Genomic DNA, 20,031 nt, shown 5'->3' with positions numbered 1-20,031 from the left:
TGCCCACACCCCCGCGCACACCCCTGCACCCCATACGGCACCCCGGGCGCGCGGCTCGTTCGGACGTTCGCTACTTTTGCGGTGTGGACAAGAAGAACGCCCTGCGCGCCGGCGCCCTGGCTGCCGGTACGACGCTGATGATGCTGCTCATGACGTCCCCCGCGCTCGCGCTCACCCGCGACGACGGTGACGACCCGGGCTCCGGCCTGAGCGTCGCCGAAACGCTGGGGCTCTATGTCCTGATCCCGCTCGCGCTGTTCACGATCATCGCGGGCCTGGTCATGGCGCTGGACAAGTCCAAGGACCGCGCGCCGAAGGCCAAGTCCGGCACGAAGACCGGCACGGGTACGACCGCCGCCGACGCGAAGGCCTGACCCCGGCCTCGTCCGGCCCGACCTCACCTGGTCCGGTTTCACCTTTTCCGGAAGGCGCCCCCATCACCCACAGCGGTGAGGCGGGCGCCTTCGGCATGTCCGCGCACGGGCTCGGCCCCGCCCTTGTCCGTGGCGCCGGCCCGGCCGGGGTCGAGGCGGCGCCGGCCCAGGAGCGCGACGAGCGGCTCAGCGTCCGCCAGTTGGCGGACGACTCCGGCATGTCCTCCAGCCGCGTGACGGCGACGCTCACCGGCCGGCGGGTGCCGAACCGTGACGAGCTGGACCTGCTCTGCGCCGGCCGAGCATGTCGGTCGAACTAGCCTTCCGGGAGCGGCTACCGCTCGGTCGAGGACAGCAACTCCCGCAACAGGTCGGCCAGGTGGCCGGCCTGTTCCGTGTCGAGGCCGGACAGGGCCGTCGTCTGGGCGGCGAGCCCCGCGCCGACCGCCTCGTCGATCAGCGTCAACCCCTTCTCGGTCAGGGTGACTTGGAGGCCGCGCCGGTCGTGCGGGTCGGGGGAGCGGCGGAGCAGGCCCGCCCGTTCGAGTTTGTCGAGGCGGCCGGTCATGCCGCCCGTGGTGAGCATCAGCGTCGCGGAGAGCTGGCGCGGCGAGAGGGTGTACGGCTCGTCGGCGCGGCGCAGGGTCGCGAGGACGTCGAACTCGCCGCGCGAGATGCCGTACGACGCGTAGGCCTTCTCCATGCTGTCGCCCATGGCCCGGGAGAGCCGGAAGATCCGCCCGAAGACCTCCATCGCCGCGGTGTCGAGGTCGGGCCGCACCGCCGCCCACTGCTCGACGATCGCGTCGACGGGGTCCTTGCGCTGCTCCGGGCGTGCACTCATGCGTCCAGTATCGGCCGGTTCATGGGTCGCCCGCAAGAAAGTGACTTGACGGAAAGTTGCTTGCCGCTAAGCTAATCACTGGCAAGTTACTTACGAGAGGGAGGGCCTGAACGCCATGAACCGCTCCACCACCGTCCTCCTCACCGCCCTCGCCCCCGTCTCCTGGGGCACGACCTACGCCGTCACCACCCAGTTCCTCCCGCCCGACCGCCCCCTCTTCACCGGCCTGATGCGCGCCCTCCCCGCCGGTCTCGTGCTCCTCGCGCTGGCCCGGGTGCTGCCGCGCGGGGCCTGGTGGTGGAAGGCGACGGTGCTCGGCGCGCTGAACATCGGCGCCTTCTTCCCGCTGCTGTTCCTGTCCGCGTACCGGCTCCCGGGCGGCATGGCGTCGGTCGTCGGCTCGATCGGGCCGCTCTTCGTGGTCGGCCTCTCGGCGGTCCTGCTGGGACAGCGGCCCACGGCCCGCAGCGTGCTCACCGGCACCGTCGCGGCCTTCGGCGTCAGTCTCGTCGTACTGAAGGCGGCCGGAGCGCTCGACCCGGTCGGCGTCCTCGCCGCCCTCGCGTCCACAGCCTCCATGTCCACCGGCACCGTACTGACCAAGCGCTGGGGCCGCCCCGACGGCGTCGGCCCGCTCGCCCTCACCGGCTGGCAACTCACCGCGGGCGGCCTGCTGATAACCCCCCTCGCCTTCCTGATCGAGGGACCACCGCCCGCGCTCGACGGCCGGGCGATCGGCGGCTACCTCTACCTGGCCCTGGCCAACACGGCGATCGCGTACTGGCTCTGGTTCCGCGGCATCGGCCGGCTCTCCGCCACGCAGGTCACCCTCCTCGGCCCGCTGTCCCCGCTGACCGCGGCCGTCGTCGGCTGGGCGGCGCTCGGGCAGGCGCTCACGCCGCTGCAACTCGCCGGGATGGCGCTGGCGTTCGGGGCGACGGTGGCCGGGCAGATCGGGGCGCGTCCCCCTTCCGTTCCCGTCCGGGAGGTAGCGTCACGCGGGAACGCCGTGACGCAACGCCGGAGGCGCCCGTGGCCGATGAATCCTGCCCCAGCTGTGGCAAGCCGCTCACCGCACGGACGGGCCGCACCGGCCGCCGCTCCGTGTACTGCTCCGCCGCCTGCCGCCAGAAGGCCTACCGGGAGCGGCAGGGAAGTGCCGAGGTAGGTGTCGACGGGCTGATCAAGGAGATCGGGCGGCAGGTCGAGGAGCTGGTGCCGCAGCCGCCCTCCGTCTTCTACTCCGGCGTGACGGAACTGTCGTCGTCCGTCGCGCGGCTGAGGCGGGTGGCGCGCACGGCGCGGGACACCGCTCAGGAATCCGTCACCCGCACACCCGTTACGGAAGTCACCGCCCCCGCCGAAGTCCCGCTCGACGAAGGCGACTTCGCCGCCCTCGTCGAGTCCCACCGGCGTGAGATCCAGGTCCACTGCTACCGCATGACCGGCTCGTACGACGATGCCGAGGACCTGGTGCAGGAGACCTTCCTGCGAGCCTGGCGGGCCCGGGAGTCCTTTCAGGGGCGGGCCGGTGCCCGTACCTGGCTGTATCGCATCGCCACCAACGCCTGCCTGGACTTCCAGCGCCGTACGGCCCGACGCCCCCAGCGCTACGAGCCGTTGCCCGGCATGAACCACGGTGGCGGGGAGCCGCCCGCCCGTGTCACCTGGCTACAGCCCTACCCCGACGACGAGTTGCCCTCCGCCGAGGAGCAGCCGGATGCCGCCGCCGTCTCCCGCGAGACCCTCGAACTGGTCTTTCTGGCCGCCGTGCAGCATCTCCCGCCGCGCCAGCGCGCGGTGTTGGTGCTGCGGGACGTGCTCGGGCTGACCGCCGTCGAGACCGGCGAGGCACTCGACATGACCGTGGCCTCGGTCAACAGCGCGCTGCAACGCGCCCGCCCCACCCTGCGCGACCGGCTGCCCGGCCGGCGCGCGGACTGGACGGCCGACGGGCCCACCGAGCATCAACGCACACTGGTCAAGCGGTACATGGCCGCCGCCGAACGCCTCGACCTGTCCGAGGTCGCCGCCCTGCTCAGCGAGGACGTCACCCTCACCATGCCGCCGAACCCGTTCTGGTTCGTCGGCCGTGACGCGCTCCTCGAATTCCTCAGCGTGAGCCTCGACGCCGACTCGCCCATGTTCCTGGGGCATTGGCGTCACCTTCCCGCCCGCGCCAACGGGCAGCTCGCGGCCGGGGGTTACGTCCGCCGGCCCGGAACGACCGTCTACCGCGCCCAGGTTCTCGACGTGCTCCGCTTCGACGCCGACGACCGGATCGTGGAGATCACGTCCTTCGAACCGCACCTGTTCCCGGCCTTCGGACTGCCGCTGAGGTTGTGACCGATGAGTGGTGGGCTCCCTGTGCGTCTGTATGGCCGACACGAACGACACGTACCTCACGACCCGCAAGGAGATCACCATGCTGCTCACCGACAAGACCGCGGTCGTCTACGGCGCCGGCGGCTCGATCGGCGGCGCGGTCGCCCGCGCCTTCGCCGCCGAGGGCGCCCGCGTCCACCTCGTGGGACGCACCCGGGAGACGCTGGAGGCCGTGGCCAGTGACATCAAGGACGCCGAGGTGGCCGTCGTCGACGCCCTCGACGAGACGGCCGTCACCGAACACCTCGCCCGTGTCGGGGACGTGGACGTGTCCTTCAACCTCGTCTCGCGCGGCGACGTCCAGGGACTGCCCCTCACCGACATGCCCGTCGACGACTTCCTGGCGCCGGTGATCAACGGCACCCGCGCCAACTTCATCACCGCCCGCGCCGCCGCCCGCCGTATGGCCGAACGCGGCTCCGGTGTCGTCCTCACCCTCAACAGCGGTTCCGCGCACGGCAGTCCGATGATGGGCGGCACCGGTCCCGCCGACGCGGCGACCGACAGCCTGGTGCGCAACCTGGCGATGGAGCTGGGCCCGCGCGGGGTGCGCGCCGTGGGGCTGTGGGCCGCCGGCATCCCCGAGACCCTCACGATCGAGAAGCTCGGCAGGGTCAACCCCGACCTCAACGAGGCGGCGATCCAGAGCATCCTCGACCATCTGTCGAGCCTGCGCATGACCCGTCGCAACCCCACCCTCGCCGAGATCACCGCGACCGCCGTGTTCCTCGCCTCGGACCACGCGGCGAGCATCACCGGCACGTTCGTCAACGTCACCGGCGGGATGTTCCCGGAGTGAGCAGCACATACGAAGGGGCGCCCGGCGGATCACCGGGCGCCCCTCACCGCCGTAGCGGAGCCGCTTACGAAGCGGACGCGTCCGCCGCTTGGGCCTTCAGGGCGCGTTCCACGCCCGAGCGGGACTCCGAGACCAGGCGGCGCAGGGCCGCGTTGGGGTCGGCGGTGGTCAGCCAGGTGTCCGTGCGGTCCAGGGTGTCCTGGGAGACCTGGATCGACGGGTAGAGGCCGACCGCGATCTGCTGGGCGATCTCGTGCGAACGGGCGTCCCAGATCTCCTTGACCGCCGCGAAGTACTTCTCCGTGTACGGCGCGAGGAGTTCGCGCTGGTCGGTCTGGACGAAGCCCGAAATGACCGCTTCCTGAAGGGCGTTGGGGAGCTTGTCGGACTCGACGACCTGCGCCCAGGCCTCCGCCTTCGCCTCCTCGGTCGGGCGGGCGGCACGGGCGGTCGCCGCGTGGCGCTCGCCGGCGGCCGTCCTGTCCCGCTCGTACTCGCCGGCGATCTCCGCCTCGTCGAACCGGCCGACGGCCGCGAGGCGTTCGACGAACGCCCAGCGCAGCTCGGTGTCGACGGCCAGGCCCTCGATGGTCTGCGTGCCCTCCAACAGGGCGTCCAGCAGGTCGAGTTGCTCCGGGGTGCGGGCCGTGGACGCGAACGCCCGGGCCCACGCCAGCTGGTGGTCGCTCGCGGCCTCCGCGGAGCGCAGGTGCGCAAGCGTGGCGTCCGTCCAGCGGGTGAGCAGCGCCTCGCGGGCGGCCGGGTCGGCGTACAGCTCGATCGCCAGCTTCACCTGCCGTTGCAGCGACTGCACAACACCGATGTCGGACTCCTTGCCGATGCCCGACAGGACGAGGGAGAGGTAGTCGCGGGTGGCGAGTTCGGCGTCGCGGGTCATGTCCCAGGCCGAGGCCCAGCACAGGGCGCGGGGGAGGGAGGACTCGAAGTCGCCCAGGTGCTCGGTGACGAAGGCCAGCGACTGCTCGTCGAGGCGGACCTTCGCGTACGACAGGTCGTCGTCGTTGAGCAGCACCACGTCCGGACGGCGCTTGCCGACCAGCTGCGGTACGGCCGTCAACTCGCCGTCCACGTCCAGCTCGACGCGCTCGTCGCGCACCAACTTGCCGGTGTCCTCGTCGAGTTCGTACAGGCCGACCGCGATGCGGTGCGGGCGGAGCGTGGGCTCGCCCTTCGCGCCCTCCGGGAGCGCCGGGGCCTGCTGGCGGATCGCGAAGGCGGTGATGACGCCGTCGGCGTCGGTCTCGATCTCCGGACGCAGGATGTTGATGCCGGCCGTCTCCAGCCACAGCTTCGACCAGGTCTTGAGGTCACGCCCGGAGGTCTCCTCCAGCGCGCCGAGGAGGTCGGAGAGCCGGGTGTTGCCGAACGCGTGGCGCTTGAAGTACGCCTGCACGCCCGCGAAGAACTCGTCCATGCCGACGTACGCGACGAGCTGCTTCAGGACGCTCGCGCCCTTGGCGTACGTGATGCCGTCGAAGTTGACGAGGACGTCGTCGAGGTCGTTGATCTCGGCCATGATCGGGTGGGTGGAGGGCAGTTGGTCCTGCCGGTAGGCCCACGTCTTCATGGAGTTGGCGAAGGTCGTCCAGGAGTGCGGCCAGCGCGACTGGGGGGCGTACGCCTGACAGGCGGCCTCCGCGTAGGTGGCGAACGACTCGTTCAGCCACAGGTCGTTCCACCACTCCATGGTGACCAGGTCGCCGAACCACATGTGGGCCAGCTCGTGCAGGATCGTGGCGGCCCGTACCTCGTACGCGGCGTCCGTGACCTTCGACCGGAACACGTACTGGTCGCGGATGGTCACCGCGCCCGCGTTCTCCATCGCGCCCGCGTTGAACTCCGGGACGAACAGCTGGTCGTACTTCTTGAACGGGTACTGGTAGGCGAACTTCTCCTGGAACCAGTCGAAGCCCTGCCGGGTGACCTCGAAGATCGCGTCGGAGTCGAGGTATTCGGCGAGCGAGGGCCGGCAGTAGATGCCGAGCGGGACGGACTGGCCGTCCTTCTCGTACACGCTGTGCACGGAGTGGTACGGCCCGACGATCAGCGCGGTGATGTATGTCGAGATACGCGGCGTCGGCTCGAACACCCAGGTGTCGTCCCGGGGTTCGGGCGTCGGGGAGTTGGAGATGACGGTCCAGCCCGTCGGCGCCTTCACGGTGAACTGGAAGGTGGCCTTGAGGTCCGGCTGCTCGAAGCTCGCGAACACGCGGCGCGCGTCCGGGACCTCGAACTGGGTGTAGAGGTAGGCCTGTTGGTCGACCGGGTCGACGAACCGGTGAAGCCCCTCACCGGTGTTGGTGTACGCGCAGTCCGCGACCACCCGCAGGATGTTCGGCCCCTGCAACAGCCCGGCCAGGGCGATCCGTGAGTCCTTGAAGACCTCGTCCGGGTCGAGCGGGTCGCCGTTCAGCGTCACCTCGTGGACGGCCGGGGCGACCAGGTCGATGAAGGACTCGGTGCCGCCCTCCGTCACATCGAAGCGCACCGTCGTCGCGGACCTGTAGGTCCCGCCCTCCTGCGCGCCGGAGAGGTCGAGATCGATCTCGTACGAGTCAACGGTGAGCAGCGTTGCCCGCTGCTGCGCCTCTTCGCGAGTCAGGTTTGTGCCAGGCACGCGGTCATCTCCTCGTTATGTGTGGGTTGCGCCATCCTTCCACGGGACCTGCGGGGAACGCGATGTCCGTATCCCGCCGGTGAGCGGGGCGGACGGGCGCGAGCCTGGAGTCATGACGCCATACACACCACGACCCATCGACCCCACGGTCCTGAAGGAGCTGCGCTCTGCTGACGATGCGGGGCGCGGAATGGTTCCCGTACGCGATGAGGAGGGCGGCGCTCCGCTCCGCTGCTGTCTGCGCCGCAGTGAGCCCGGTGAGCGGATCGCCCTCGTCTCGTACGCCCCGCTGCGGCGCTGGGCGGCCGATCCGGGGGCGTACGACGAGGTGGGGCCGGTGTTCGTCCACGCGGAGGAGTGCGGGGGGCCCGCGGCGGGTTCCGGGTATCCGTTCCCGGGGGCGCACCGGGTGATCCGCCGCTACTCCGCCGAGGGCCACATCCTCGGGGGCGAGCTGGTCGACACCCTGGACGACGACGCCTTCCAGCGGGCCTTCACCGACCCGGCCGTGGTTCGCGTCCACGTCCGTGCGGTGGAGTACGGCTGCTTCCACTTCGAGGTACGCCGGGCGTAGCGCCCTGGGGGCTGCGCCCCCAGACCCCCATCGGCCCTGAAGGGGCCTCGTCCTCAAACGCCGGACGGGCTGAAAATCCAGCCCCTCCGGCGTTTGAGGCGGCGGGGGCGAGGAAAAACCGGTCAGCTCTGGAGTTCCGCCGCCACCAGCTCCGCGATCTGCACCGCGTTCAGCGCGGCGCCCTTGCGGAGGTTGTCGTTGGAGATGAAGAGGGCGAGCCCGTGCTCGACCGTCTCGTCCGCGCGGATACGGCCGACGTAGGACGGGTCCTGGCCGGCCGCCTGGAGGGGGGTCGGGATGTCGGAGAGGGCGACGCCCGGGGCTCCGCCGAGGAGCTCCGTCGCGCGCTCGACCGTGAGGGGGCGGGCGAAACGGGCGTTGACCTGGAGCGAGTGGCCCGAGAAGACCGGGACCCGGACACACGTGCCGGAGACCTTCAGCTCCGGGATCTCCAGGATCTTGCGGGACTCGTTGCGGAGCTTCTGCTCCTCGTCGGTCTCGTGCAGCCCGTCGTCGACGATCGAACCCGCGAGGGGGACGACGTTGAAGGCGATGGGGCGCTGGTAGACCTGCGGCTCGGGGAAGTCGACCGCCGAACCGTCGTGCGTGAGCCTGTCCGCGTCGGCGACGACCTTCAGCGCCTGCCCGTGCAGCTCGGCCACTCCGGCCACCCCGGAACCGGACACCGCCTGGTACGTCGCGACGACCAGCGCCTCCAGTCCCGCCTCCGCGTGCAACGGCTTCAGGACCGGCATCGCGGCCATCGTCGTGCAGTTCGGGTTGGCGATGATGCCCTTGGGGCGGTCCACGATCGCGTGCGGGTTGACCTCCGAGACGACCAGCGGGACCTGCGGGTCCTTGCGCCAGGCGGAGGAGTTGTCGATGACGACCGCGCCCTGCGAGGCGACCTTCTCGGCCAGCGCCTTGGAGGTCGCGCCGCCCGCCGAGAACAGCACGATGTCGAGGCCGGAGTAGTCCGCGGTGGCCGCGTCCTCCACCGTCACACCGTCGAGGACCGTCCCCGCCGAACGGGCCGAGGCGAAGAGCCGCAGCTCGGTGACCGGGAACGCGCGCTCCTTGAGGATCCCGCGCATGACCGTGCCCACCTGACCGGTGGCTCCGACGATTCCGACCTTCACGACGACTCCCTTTGCGTGCGTTTTACGTGGTCCAGCGCTTCCATGATGCGTCTCACCCGTGGCGGTGTGTCCAATCCTTTCGCCGCCCGGCCCGAGGAGTGGGACACGGGCAGCGGCCGCGCCCGGCCCGATCCTGCGGCGACGGCTCCGTACGCTGCGAAGAAATCGGTCCCGCACCCGCCCGGCGCCGCAAGCCCTCCCGCCCGACGGTGTGATCCACGCCTCGGGCCGCCGGTCCGGAAAACTCCTCGGCCCCGGGCGAACGTTTCGGCCCTCCCCCGCGTCGTAGGGAAAACGCGGGGGAGGGGAGGGGTGGCTGTGCTGCGCAGAAAGGCTCGGCGCGCCCAGGGGACGGACGATCCCCTGGACGCGGCCCAGGAACGCCGGGTACGGGCGGTGCTCGCGCTCGGCGGGGTGCCGCAGGCGGATCTGCCGGACGGTGTCCAGCAGGTGCGGCTGCGGTTGCTGGAGCGGGCGGCGAAGGGCGACGAGGCGCCGCGCGACGTCTCGGCGTGGGCGGCGGTCGTCGCCTCGAACCTCGCGATGGACTGGCACCGTGCCAAGCGCCGCCAGGAGCGGCTGGGGGAGCGGCTGGCGTCCCTGCGCCCGCTGGAGCACCCCTCGGGCGAGGACACGAGCGTTCTGTCCGTGGCGGTGGCGCAGGGCCTGGACGAGCTGCCGGACCAGCACCGCCAGGTTCTCGTCCTGCGGTTCTTCGCCGATCTGCCCGTGCGCGGGATCGCCGCCGAACTCGGCATCCCGGAAGGCACGGTCAAGAGCCGGCTGCACTCCGCGGTCCGCGCCCTGCGCGACCGCCTGCACGAGGACGAGGTGGTGTGACGTGGCCGCGGAGCGGAACGAATACGACGGCGTGGACGCGCTGATGGCCGCGCTGACGGACGAGCCGTTGCCCGAGGGGGCCGCCGCGGACGCCGAGTTCATGGCCGAGCACCGGGTCGCCACGGCCCAAGTCGCGCTGCTGCGTGAGCAGTTGGGGATCATCGGGGAGGCTCTGTCGGCGCCCCCGGCACCCGTGGTCAGGGCCCGCCCGGTGCGCCCGCGCCGCCGTCGCCCCGCCCTGCGCGCCCTCGCGTACGGCACCCTCGCGTTCGCGGTGGTGGCGGGCATGCTCACCGGGCTCGCCTGGCTGGTCGCGACCAACGGGGGCGCGGACTCCGCGTCGAGCAGCGCGGACTCCGGGTCGAAGGTGGCGGAAGGCTCCGGCGGGGGCTCCAAGGCCCCGGGCGCGCTGTCCGACCCCGGCTTGTACGTGGCCTGCTCCCGCCTTCTCGTCGAGGGGACCGTGACCGAGGTGCAGCCGGGCTCCGACCCCCGCAAGCGGATCACACTCGCCGTCACCCGTTCCTACCGGCCCGCGCACGGCCCGGCCCACGTCACGGTCGTCCTGGCCGCCGCGGCGACTCCGGCACCGCGCCAGGGGCAGCATGTGCTGGTCGGTGTCCCGAAGGGTTCGGACACGGCGAACCTGTGGACCGTGGGCGACGACGCCGTCGCCGCGGACCGGGCCACGATCGTCGACGCCCTCGCCCACCCCGGTACGGTCACCTGCCCGGCCGGCTGACAGCGCGAAGGGCGGGCGCCCGCACGGACGCCCGCCCCTCACCGCCGTATCAGGACTGCGTTCCTGCTACGACGTGACCTTCTCGATCTTCACGCTGCCCAGGCCCGCGACCGTGCCGCGCGCGTTGACCAGCTGGACCTGACCGAAGAACTCACGGCCCGCCGGTGCGGCCGCCAGGGCGGTGACGCTGCCGGAGACGGTCGTCGAGGCGCCGGTGGCGAGCTTCACCGGCGTCGAGCCGACGGTGACCGTGCCGAGCGCGGACGAGTAGAACACGTCCAGGTAGTCGTACGCGGTCGAGCCGGACGGCACCGAGTAGCCCGCGACCTCGACGGTGTACGTCCCGGCGGCCGGGTTGGCGACCGAGACGGCCTCCTCCGAGTCGCCGTCGGCGGACTGGCCGACGACCGTGCCGGCGGCGTTCTTCACCGTCAGGTCCAGGTCCGCCGCCGTGTCCGAGACGTTGCCGATGGACACGTCCAGGGAGGTGGCGCCCGTGGGCACCTCGACCGTGGTGGTCTGGGTGACGCCCTCGGTGATGGTGGGCCGCGCGGTCAGCGAGGAGCCGAGCGGGCCGCCCTTCAACGTGCCGTCCAGCGCCGCGTAGTTGTTGGTCACCTTCCACGAGGCGGTGGCCGGGACGCCGACCTTGGCCTCGGGCACGGTCACGGTCTCCGGGTCGAAGGCCGCGCCGAGGACGGTGGCGTCCAGCTTGTACGGGTTGTCGAGCAGCGGCGAGGTGCGGCGCGCCTCGACCTCGATCTCCCAGACGCCGGCCTGCGGGTCGGCGTACGAGCGCACGTCGGGCTTGCAGCCGTTGCCGTCGAGGTAGTTGTTGTAGCAGTACGGGGTGCCGGTGTTCTCGACCGGAACGCCGTACGGGTGGATGGAGATGAACCGTGTCTGGCTCTTGTCCTTCAGCCCGCTGATCGCGACCTCGAGGGCCTTGGCGCCCGCCGGGACGGTCACGAAGTACGACTGCGTGCTGTTGCGCTGCACCGAACTCGACTTGGAGTAGGTGTAGTTGACGGGGGTGGAGACCACGACCGTCGTGAGGATCTGCTTGTCGACGCCCTCGGTCTTCGGGTCGTCGACCTCCAGGATCGCGCTCTTGATGCCCGAACTCTTGGGCGCGGCCTGCACCTTGACGGTGACCGGCTGGTTCAGCGGGAGCTTGACCTCGTCCGAGCCGACGATCCGGAAGGTGCCGCCGGCGTTGTTCTCGAAGTTCAGCTCGTGCCGAACCGCCTTGGCGCTGCCCGTGGTTCGGGTGATGACGACGTCGTACGTCTTCTTCGCGCCGGCCTTCAGGCCGCCCTCACGGTCGTAGAGACCGGTGCCGAAGCCCGGGGTCTTCAGCGCGAAGTCGATCGCGGTGTCGACGGGAGCCTTCACCGTGTACTCGTGGGCGGTGGCGTCGTCCTTGATGGACTTCCACGCGTCCACGATGTCGATGAGGCCCGCGCCCTCCTCGTACGCCTGAACACCCTCGATGTGATCGGCGGTCGAGGTCAGTGCCGTGCGCAGGGTCGCCGGGGTGAGGGCGATGTGCTTCTGCTTGGCGGCGCTCAGCAGCAGTGCCGAGGCGCCCGCGGCCTGCGGGGAGGCCATCGACGTGCCCTGGAGCATGGAGTAGCCGGCCGGCAGCGTGTAGCCCGCCTCGGCGACCGGGGAACCCGGCAGCCAGGTCTGGGTCGTGTTGATCGCGGCGCCGGGCGCGACGAGCGTCGGCGTGAAGCCGCCGTCCTCACGCGGACCGCGCGAGGAGAAGGGCAGCAGCTGGTACTTCCGCGTCACCTGCGAGCCGTAGTTGGCCGCCCACGTCTCCTTCGAGATCGAGGCGCCGACCGAGATCACCTTGTCGGCCAGGCCGGGGTCGCCGATCGTGTTGGCGCCCGGACCGGAGTTGCCGGCCGAGATCACGAGCTGCACGCCGTAGGTGTCGATGAGGCGCGTGTACAGCTCGGCGCGCGCGTTGTTGCCGTCGTTCAGCGCGGGCAGGCCGCCGATCGACATGTTGACGATGTCGACACCGCGGTTGGTGACGAGGTCGATCATGCCCTCGGTGAGCGCCACGTTGGTGCAGCCGCCGGACCAGGTGCAGGCGCGCGAGGAGACGAGCTTCGCGCCCGGCGCCTCACCGTTCATCTTGCCGCCGAACAGGCCGTTCGCCGCGGTGATGCCGGCGACGTGGGTGCCGTGCTCGGACTCGATGACACCGATGTTGACGAAGTCGGCGGTCTTGCCGACCCAGGACCCGCCGTACGGGTCCATCGGCACGTCCTTGCTGATCTGCACCACGAACGGCTGCCGCTCGACGACGTCCGTCGCCGGGTTGTCGGTACCGAAGTAGCCGACCTGGTAACCGTCCTTGTACGGCTTCATGGGCGCGTCGTCGCCGAAGTCGTGGTTGTTGTTCAGGTCGACCGTCACCGTGCCGGCCGCCGGGTCGTACAGGACGCCCCACGAGTCGGTGGTGTCACCGTCGCGGTTCGCGTCGCCCGCCGCGTCACCGCCGGTGGTGTACGACTCCCGGAACGTGCTGATCTCGTACGACCCCGTCGGCGCCGTCCAACTCAGGCCGCCGTAGGTGAAGTTGGGGCCGGTCACGGGCGTGATCATCGGGCGCCAGGTCTGGTCGCCGTCGACGATCGGGTCGGTCGAGGTGACCCAGTCGACGATCTTGCGCTCGCCGGTGGTGGTCTTCTGCAGCGCCGGGTGGCCGAGGTCGACGCCGGAGTCGAGGATGCCGATGGTGATGCCGCGGCCGTCCGCCTTCGGGTTCTTCTTCACGAAGTCGACGGCGCCCGTCTCGAAGGACGGGTTGTACGGGTTCACGGCGGGGGTGTTCTTGTTCGGCGCGGAGTAAGTGGTGCCCGCCGTGGCCTTGTTGGCGCTCTTGGCGGCACTCGCGGTGTCCGCGCTCGGCGTCGGGTCGTCGAGGGCGATCTCCTGGCGCAGGTCGATCGCGTGCACCGAGGAGAGCTTCGCGGCGGCGGCGATCGCCGAGTCGGCCCTGCCGGTGGGGATCGTGGCGCGGACATAGCCGAGCTTGTCGTAAGTGCGGCCCACGGAGCCGCCCTTGACCGCGTCCAGCTGCTGGGCGACCTGTTCGGTCGAGCCCGGCGCGGTGGCGATCATCATCGTGACGTTCTTGTCGCCGTCGGCCTTGGCCGTGGCGAGCAGATCGGCGTCGTCCGAACCGAGCTTGGCGGCGGCGGACTTGACGGTCCCGTCCGCGGGCGCGGTGGCGGACGGTGCGTCGGCGGAGAAGGCCATGGGTATCGGCCCGGCCGCGGAGAGGGCGGCGGCGAGACCGGCGGCCACGGATATCCGGGCCACGCGTCTCTTGGGGGTGAGGGTCATCGGCATCCCTTGTAGGTGAAGAATCCAGTGCCGGACGAGGGCACAGCTTTACCCAAGGGACAGTTGTTTGGGAAGTGTTGACCGAATCGATATGGATGTATGGGGAAAACCCCCTATCCCGGTCAGGGTGGTCAGAACTCCTTCGAGCGCGTGTAGTGGCGGGACGCCTTCGCGCGGTTGCCGCAGGCCGCCATCGAGCACCAGCGGCGGGTGCCGTTGCGCGAGGTGTCGAAGAAGTGCAGGACGCACGCCTCGTGGGCGCAGCGGCGGATGCGGTCGGGGGCGGCGCTGAGCAGTTCCAGGTAGTTGCGGGCGGCGAGCCAGCCGGGGCCCCACCGGGGGTCGGTGAACTCGGGGATCTCGCCGGGGCCCTCGGCGGTGAGCGTGGCCCGGATCCGGCCCTGGTCGAGGACGAGGTCGAGGTCCTCCGCGCCTTGGGCGAGCGAACCGTCCACCACGGCGTGCAGTGCGTTCCGCGCGATCTTGGTGTGCAGCAGGGTGATCGGATTCGCCTCGAAACGCTCGTCGAGCCCGGCCGAGCCGAGCCATACGGCGAGCCCGCGCGGGCTGGAGAGCAGGTCCTGCACCGTCCCGTCCCGCATCCACCGCGTGTTGAGCAGGTCGAGGGCGAGCGGCTCGCCGAGGAGCGGCCGGGGGTCGGGATCGGTGGTCATGGAGAAGCTCCCTTCTGATCTAACCGGTCAAGAGTACGTGAGCGGTTGACCCTCTCGATTCTAACCACTAACGTCATCGACAACGGTTATATCGGAGGAGGGCTTTTCATGACCCTGCATGTCGGCCACGTCGGCCTGAACGTCACCGACCTCGACCGCTCGCTCGCCTTCTACCGCGAGGTCCTCGGCTTCGCGGTCCTCGCCGAGGGCAAGGAGGACGACCGCCGGTACGCGTTCCTCGGCGACGGCGGCGACCACCCCGTGCTCACCCTCTGGCAGCAGGCGCACGGACCGTACGGCGGCGACCGCGCGGGTCTGCACCACCTCGCCTTCGCCGCCGACTCGATCGAGCAGGTCGGCCGCTACGAGGAGGCGCTCAAGGCCCACGGCGCCGAGTTCGCGTACGAGGGCGTGGTCGCCCACCGCGAGGGCGCGGCCTCCGGCGGCATCTTCTTCCACGACCCGGACGGCACCCGCCTGGAGATCTCGGTGCCGAGCGGCGCCGAGCACGCCCCGGCCCCGCACGCCGAAGCCCCGACCTGCGGCTTCTTCTAGCGATGGCTGTCATGGAGACCTATCACGCGGGCTCCCGTGCCGTGCAGGACCGGGCCGGGGTACGGCACATCGCCGATCACGTCGGCCAGATCATCGGCCAGGGCATCAAACCCGTGGCCGCCGCCTTCCTGGAACTCCAGCCCCTCCTCGTCCTGGGCGCCGCCGACCCGACGACGGGAAAGGTGTGGGCCTCACCGCTCACCGGCCCACCCGGTTTCGTACGGGCGACGGGCCCGCACCAGATCTCGGTCACCGGCGCCCCGCGCCCGGCCGACCCCCTCACCCCGGCCCTCACCGACGCACGGGACCTGCCGGTCGGCACGATCGCCCTCGACCCCCGCACCCGCCGCCGTATGCGAGTCGACGGCCAACTCCGCACCACGGCAAGGGGGTTCGCGATCGAGGCGGAGCGGGTGTTCTCCAACTGCCCCAAGTACATCCAGCGCAGACAGTCCTACGAGACGGTCGCCGGCCGTGAGCCCGAGGCCGCCCGGCACGGCGCCGAACTCACCCCCGCCCAGGCCGAGTTCATCGCGGCGGCCGACACCTTCTTCCTCGCCACCGTCCACGAGCACGGCGCCGACGCCAGCCACCGGGGCGGCAACCCGGGCTTCGTACAGGCGATCTCACCCCATGAGCTGACCTGGCCGGACTACGCGGGCAACGCCATGTTCCTGAGCCTGGGCAACCTGCTCGCCGACCCGCGTGCGGGACTCCTCTTCCTCGACTGGACGACGGGCACCGCCCTCCAACTCACCGGCGAGGCAAGGACGGAGTTCGGCGCGGACGGGGAGCGCGGGGTGCGCTTCACCCTCACCGAGGTCGTCGAGACCCCTGCCGCGCTCCCTCTGCGCTGGTCCGCGCCCGAATACTCACCTGCCAACCCGGAGCCCGGGCGTTAACGTCTCCGGATGCGCAAGAAGCTGAGAGTCGCCGCCTACGCCGTCTGCGTCCGGGACGGACAGCTCCTGCTCGCCCGTTCACCGGCCGACGGCGGCGGGTACGAGTGGGTGCTGCCCGGCGGCGGCATGGACCACGGCGAGCACCCGAACGACACGGTCGTCAGGGAGTTGGAGGAGGAGACCGGCTACCGCATCGAGGTCACCGGATTCCTCGGTATGGACTCGAACCGCCGGGTCGTCCGGTGGCGCTACCGAGGCAAGGTCGACCACCAGGGCCTCCGGCTGGTGTACGAGGGCCGGATCGTCGGCGGCGAGCTGCGCAACGAGATCGGCGGCACCACCGACATGGCCGCCTGGCATCCCCTGGACGACGTGTCCGGCCTCCGCCGGGTCGGACTGGTCGACGTGGCACTGCGGCTGTGGCGCGAGCGGCCGGCCGTGGGACGGGTCGAACGGGTCCCGGAATAGCTTCAGTACCCCGGCAGATGAACGCGGAGTAGCCGCTTCCCGGCGGCTCGACGAGCGTTCACGAACGCACAGGGGGCGCCAAGATCCACGTACGGTGATCGGCGCTACGCGTTGCCGTCTCGTTTACGCGCAGGTCATCCCCGATGCCAAGCATCCAGTACGAGCGGGAAGTTCGCGACCGCGATCGAAAACCGGTCGACGCGAACACCCGCGACCACTGCCGACGCAGTTCGTACTCGGGGAGATCGCGCCATGTCGCGCACACGCTCTGTCGCCAGCTCCGTGCTGGGGGTCAACCGCCGTACCGTCCTCGCCGCCACCGCGGCCGTGTCCGTCTCCGCAGGTGTCGGTTACGCCCTCCGGCCCACCGACAGCCAGGCCGCCACCGCCGACGCCGCGGGCACCGATGCCGCCGCCGAAGCCCCCGTGGCCCAGTCCCGCAAGGCACCGGCCGCACCCCTGGCCCCGTACACCAAGGGCACCACCCTCGCCACGGTCGCCGCCCCGCGCACCCACTCCGGCTACCGCCGCCTCGGCGACGGCGCCGGCTGGAAGCGCGTCGTGCGCGCCGACCTCGCCGCCGCCAAGTCCGGGCGCGCGGGCCGCCGTACGGCACTCGCGTCGTTCGTGCAGTTCACCGATCTGCACCTGATGGACAGCCAGCACCCGCTGCGCCTGGAGTACCTGCGCTCGACCGACAAGCACGCCTGGCGCCCGCACGAGGCGCTGACCGTGCAGGGCGGGATCTCGCTGGTCGAGCGGGTCAACGCGCTGCGCGGCGCCCCGGTGACCGGCTCCCCGCTGCACTTCGTGATGACCACCGGCGACAACACGGACAACAACGCCAAGTCCGAGCTGGAATGGTTCATGAAGATCATGAGCGGCGGGCGCTTCACCCCCAACACCGGTGACCCGCGCCACTACGAGGGCGTCCAGAACAGCGGCCTCAAGCTGTACTGGCAGCCCGACTCCACCGTGCGCGACGGCGACAAGCAGGTCGGCTTCCCGCACCTCAAGGGCTTCCTGGCCGCCGCGATCCGCGAGGTCCGCAGCCCCGGCCTCAACCTGCCCTGGTACTCGACGGTCGGCAACCACGACGCGCTCCCGCTCGGCTGCTTCGGCTCGCACGCGGACCCGTACCTCGCCGAACTCGCCATCGGCGGCAAGAAGTTGATGACCGCGACGGCCGCCGAGGCGAAGAAGCTGCAGAACTCGATCCGGGACGCCAAGGACCCCAAGGGCTCCGGCTACCGCGACTTCCTCAAGGCGCACGCCCGCTCCGCGCGCTCGATCACGCCGGACGAGAAGCGCGCGCCGTACACCTCCGCCGAGTACCTCAAGGCCCACCTCGACCCGGCCTACCAGGGCTACGGCCCGGTCGGCCACGGCTACTCCTCCGCGAACGTCGACGCGGGCACGCAGTACTACGCGTTCCGCATCGCCGACGACGTGATCGGCATCAGCCTCGACACCACGGACGCGGGCGGCCACTACCAAGGGTCCATCGGGGCAACGCAGTTGAGGTGGCTCGACAAGACACTGCGCGACAACAAGGACTCGTACGCGGTGATCTTCAGCCACCACACCAGCCAGACGATGGACAACACCCGCCCCGACCCGGCGCACCCCACCGAGCGCCGCTACGAGGGCAACGCGGTCATCGCCCTCCTCGGCAGCCACCCCAACGTGCTGGCCTGGGTCAACGGCCACATCCACCGCAACGTCATCACCCCGCACTCGGCGCCGGACGGCCGCAGCTTCTGGGAGATCTCCACGGCCTCGCACGTCGACTTTCCCCAACTCGCCCGCGTCATCGAGCTGGTGGACAACAAGGACGGCACGCTGTCCCTCTTCACCACGCTCATCGAGTCCGCGGCCCCGCACCGCACGGACTTCTCCGACCTCACCCAGACCGGCCTCGCGGCCCTGTACCGCGAACTGTCGTACAACGCGCCGGGTTCCAGCACGGTGCTGGGCGGCGACGCGAAGGACCGCAACACGGAGCTGATCCTGAAGAAGGGCTGACGTTCCAGAACGGCCGAAACTCACTCAACTGGCGTACGGCGGAGCAACCTTCGTACCGGAAGGCCGTGTCCATCCCCCCGACCGGGCTGAACCAGGCTCAACAGAGGGGGAAGACATGGCAGTTCGTACGGCACTCATGGCCGCGACGGCGGTGGCGCTGTCGGTCGCACTGGCGGGACCCGCGCTCGCGGCGGAGCCCGCCGGCAAGGACCACACGGCGACCCGGGAGGCACTCCGGGCGGCCGTGCGGGACGGCGTACCCGGCGTGACGGCCACCGTGCGGGACGGCGGCACCACCTGGTCGACGACGGCCGGTGTGGGCAACCTCCGTACCGGCAAGCCGCGTTCGGCCGACGACCGCTACCGGGTGGGCAGCATCACCAAGGCCTTCGTGTCGACGGTGCTGCTCCAACTGGAGGCGGAGGGCCGCCTGTCGCTCGACGACACGGTGGAGAAGTGGCTGCCGGGCACGGTCCACGGCAACGGCAACGACGGCGGCAGGATCACCGTCCGCCAACTCCTGAACCACACCAGCGGCATCTACAACTACACGGAGGACGACGACTTCGGCCGCGCGTATTTCACCAAGGACGGCTTCTTCCGGCACCGTTACGACACGAAGACCCCGGCCGACCTGGTGGCGATCGCGATGTCCCACAAGCCTGACTTCGCACCGGGCACGTCCTGGCACTACTCCAACACGAACTACGTCCTCGCCGGGATGGTCATCCAGAAGGTCACCGGCCACTCGTACGCGACGGAGATCCGCGACCGCATCATCAACCCCCTCCACCTGAAGGCGACTTCGCTCCCCGGCACGAAGGCGACGATGCCGAGCCCGAGCAGCCGCGCCTACAGCAAGCTGGCGGAGGAGACGACGGGCCCGACGTACGACGTCACGAACCTGAACCCGTCCATCGCCTCCTCGGCAGGCGAGATGATCTCCGACTCCACCGACCTGGACCGCTTCTACAGCGCCCTGCTGGGCGGAAGACTCCTCCCCCCGAAGCAACTGAAGGAGATGCAGACAACGGTCCCGGCGGGCGACAGCCCGACCACGCGCTACGGCCTGGGCATCTCCGACATCAAGCTGCCCTGCGGCATCCACATCTGGGGCCACGACGGCGGTATCCACGGCTCGTCATCGGCGGTGGTGGCGACACCGGACGGCCGCCACACCCTGGCGTTCAACTTCAACGGGGACTGGTCGGGGGACGCGGGAGCGGTGGTGGTGGGGGAGTTCTGCGGAAAGTGACGGCTCCGCGCGGATGGCGGCCGCGAAGAAGCAGCACACAGCACACGAGGGAACAGGCGAGCCCCGCGTACAACAGGGGCGAGACCCAGGGCCACACCATCTCGGTGCTGTGCCCGCTGCTCCAACGGCACTTGACGGACAGCGGGAAGCCGCCCACGTGCACGGACGTCAGACTGGAGTCCCGCCCGATGTCCATGTACACGCCGTCGCCGGTCCTGTCCGCGCACACGTCGAGCGGGTTCGTGAAGGCAAGCCCGTAGACGCTCCCGGCCCCGAAGGCGGCGACCGAGGCCCCCACCCCGATCACCGCCCAACGGGCCGCCCGCGAGGGCCCCTTCCGGCTCACCCACAGTGCGTACGGAACCGCCCCGACGGCGAAGAGAAAGACCGTGATCAGGGGCGGACCGAAGAACGCGAACAGGGAGACCATGGGGGTGACGGTACGGGGAGT

18 protein-coding genes and 1 pseudogene are annotated in these 20,031 nt (G+C 70.6%); 13 read left to right on the top strand and 6 right to left on the bottom strand.

Going from position 1 to position 20,031, the window contains the following annotated elements; translation table 11 throughout:
* The first annotated feature begins 83 nt into the window (after window positions 1-83).
* Entirely contained in the window at window positions 84-374 is a 291-nt protein-coding gene (locus tag JHN63_RS22430; RefSeq protein ID WP_200683004.1) for a hypothetical protein, read from the top strand.
* 95 nt (window positions 375-469) lie between these two features.
* On the top strand, window positions 470-694 hold the full coding sequence (locus tag JHN63_RS22425) for a helix-turn-helix transcriptional regulator (protein WP_200683003.1): 225 nt from the start codon (window positions 470-472) through the stop codon (window positions 692-694).
* A gap of 14 nt (window positions 695-708) precedes the next feature.
* Here JHN63_RS22425 and JHN63_RS22420 read toward each other — a convergent pair whose 3' ends face one another.
* Window positions 709-1,218, bottom strand: coding sequence for a MarR family winged helix-turn-helix transcriptional regulator (locus JHN63_RS22420; RefSeq protein ID WP_200683002.1), 510 nt, complete (start codon window positions 1,216-1,218; stop codon window positions 709-711).
* Between the two features lie 115 nt (window positions 1,219-1,333).
* Here JHN63_RS22420 and JHN63_RS22415 point away from each other — a divergent pair, with 115 nt between their 5' ends.
* From JHN63_RS22415 to JHN63_RS22405, 3 genes are all read left to right on the top strand, one after another.
* Complete coding sequence (locus tag JHN63_RS22415) at window positions 1,334-2,386, top strand: EamA family transporter (RefSeq protein WP_234477533.1); 1,053 nt, start codon at window positions 1,334-1,336, stop codon at window positions 2,384-2,386.
* The gene (locus tag JHN63_RS22410) at window positions 2,323-3,564 is read left to right on the top strand and encodes a sigma-70 family RNA polymerase sigma factor (RefSeq protein ID WP_307781957.1); all 1,242 of its coding nucleotides are present in this window, start codon (window positions 2,323-2,325) and stop codon (window positions 3,562-3,564) included. The genes JHN63_RS22415 and JHN63_RS22410 overlap by 64 nt, the downstream gene beginning before the upstream one ends.
* Before the next feature lie 79 nt (window positions 3,565-3,643).
* Complete coding sequence (locus JHN63_RS22405; RefSeq protein WP_200683017.1) at window positions 3,644-4,402, top strand: SDR family NAD(P)-dependent oxidoreductase; 759 nt, start codon at window positions 3,644-3,646, stop codon at window positions 4,400-4,402.
* 64 nt (window positions 4,403-4,466) lie between these two features.
* On the opposite strand, the gene pepN is transcribed toward JHN63_RS22405, so the two are convergent.
* A complete protein-coding gene (pepN, locus tag JHN63_RS22400; RefSeq protein WP_200682997.1) occupies window positions 4,467-7,040 on the bottom strand; it encodes an aminopeptidase N in 2,574 nt (857 codons plus the stop codon).
* Between the two features lie 112 nt (window positions 7,041-7,152).
* Here pepN and JHN63_RS22395 point away from each other — a divergent pair, with 112 nt between their 5' ends.
* Window positions 7,153-7,614 carry a DUF1203 domain-containing protein gene (locus JHN63_RS22395; protein ID WP_200682993.1) on the top strand — a complete coding sequence of 154 codons (462 nt, stop codon included), beginning with the start codon at window positions 7,153-7,155 and terminating at the stop codon, window positions 7,612-7,614.
* 122 nt (window positions 7,615-7,736) lie between these two features.
* Here JHN63_RS22395 and JHN63_RS22390 read toward each other — a convergent pair whose 3' ends face one another.
* Entirely contained in the window at window positions 7,737-8,753 is a 1,017-nt protein-coding gene (locus JHN63_RS22390) for an aspartate-semialdehyde dehydrogenase (RefSeq protein WP_200682991.1), read from the bottom strand.
* A gap of 312 nt (window positions 8,754-9,065) precedes the next feature.
* Between JHN63_RS22390 and JHN63_RS22385 the strand changes: the two genes are divergently transcribed.
* Window positions 9,066-9,593, top strand: a complete 528-nt coding sequence (locus JHN63_RS22385; protein ID WP_200682983.1) for an RNA polymerase sigma factor — start codon at window positions 9,066-9,068, stop codon at window positions 9,591-9,593.
* Between the two features lies 1 nt (window position 9,594).
* Window positions 9,595-10,335, top strand: a complete 741-nt coding sequence (locus JHN63_RS22380; RefSeq protein WP_200682981.1) for a hypothetical protein — start codon at window positions 9,595-9,597, stop codon at window positions 10,333-10,335.
* Window positions 10,336-10,401: 66 nt separating this feature from the next.
* Here JHN63_RS22380 and JHN63_RS22375 read toward each other — a convergent pair whose 3' ends face one another.
* Window positions 10,402-13,701, bottom strand: coding sequence for a S8 family serine peptidase (locus JHN63_RS22375; RefSeq protein WP_200682979.1), 3,300 nt, complete (start codon window positions 13,699-13,701; stop codon window positions 10,402-10,404).
* 131 nt (window positions 13,702-13,832) lie between these two features.
* Complete coding sequence (locus tag JHN63_RS22370) at window positions 13,833-14,375, bottom strand: CGNR zinc finger domain-containing protein (RefSeq protein ID WP_200682977.1); 543 nt, start codon at window positions 14,373-14,375, stop codon at window positions 13,833-13,835.
* 108 nt (window positions 14,376-14,483) lie between these two features.
* Here JHN63_RS22370 and JHN63_RS22365 point away from each other — a divergent pair, with 108 nt between their 5' ends.
* The 5 genes from JHN63_RS22365 (at window position 14,484) to JHN63_RS22345 (ending at window position 19,580) form a co-directional block, all read left to right on the top strand.
* Entirely contained in the window at window positions 14,484-14,930 is a 447-nt protein-coding gene (locus tag JHN63_RS22365) for a VOC family protein (RefSeq protein WP_200682975.1), read from the top strand.
* Between the two features lie 11 nt (window positions 14,931-14,941).
* Complete coding sequence (locus JHN63_RS22360) at window positions 14,942-15,832, top strand: pyridoxamine 5'-phosphate oxidase family protein (RefSeq protein ID WP_200682973.1); 891 nt, start codon at window positions 14,942-14,944, stop codon at window positions 15,830-15,832.
* A gap of 9 nt (window positions 15,833-15,841) precedes the next feature.
* Window positions 15,842-16,300: an NUDIX hydrolase gene (locus JHN63_RS22355; RefSeq protein WP_200682971.1), complete on the top strand. Its 459-nt coding sequence runs from the start codon at window positions 15,842-15,844 to the stop codon at window positions 16,298-16,300.
* A 252-nt stretch (window positions 16,301-16,552) separates the two neighbouring features.
* Window positions 16,553-18,325: a TIGR03767 family metallophosphoesterase gene (locus tag JHN63_RS22350; protein WP_200682969.1), complete on the top strand. Its 1,773-nt coding sequence runs from the start codon at window positions 16,553-16,555 to the stop codon at window positions 18,323-18,325.
* 115 nt (window positions 18,326-18,440) lie between these two features.
* Entirely contained in the window at window positions 18,441-19,580 is a 1,140-nt protein-coding gene (locus JHN63_RS22345) for a serine hydrolase (RefSeq protein WP_234477532.1), read from the top strand.
* Here JHN63_RS22345 and JHN63_RS22340 read toward each other — a convergent pair.
* Window positions 19,519-20,031 (bottom strand): annotated as a pseudogene (locus JHN63_RS22340) (hypothetical protein); the annotation flags it as partial. The gene JHN63_RS22345 and the pseudogene JHN63_RS22340 sit on opposite strands and share 62 nt — an antisense overlap.

Source organism: Streptomyces sp. MBT65, from assembly GCF_016612545.1.
GTDB lineage: Bacteria > Actinomycetota > Actinomycetes > Streptomycetales > Streptomycetaceae > Streptomyces.
This window is presented reverse-complemented; position numbering and strand designations above follow the sequence as displayed.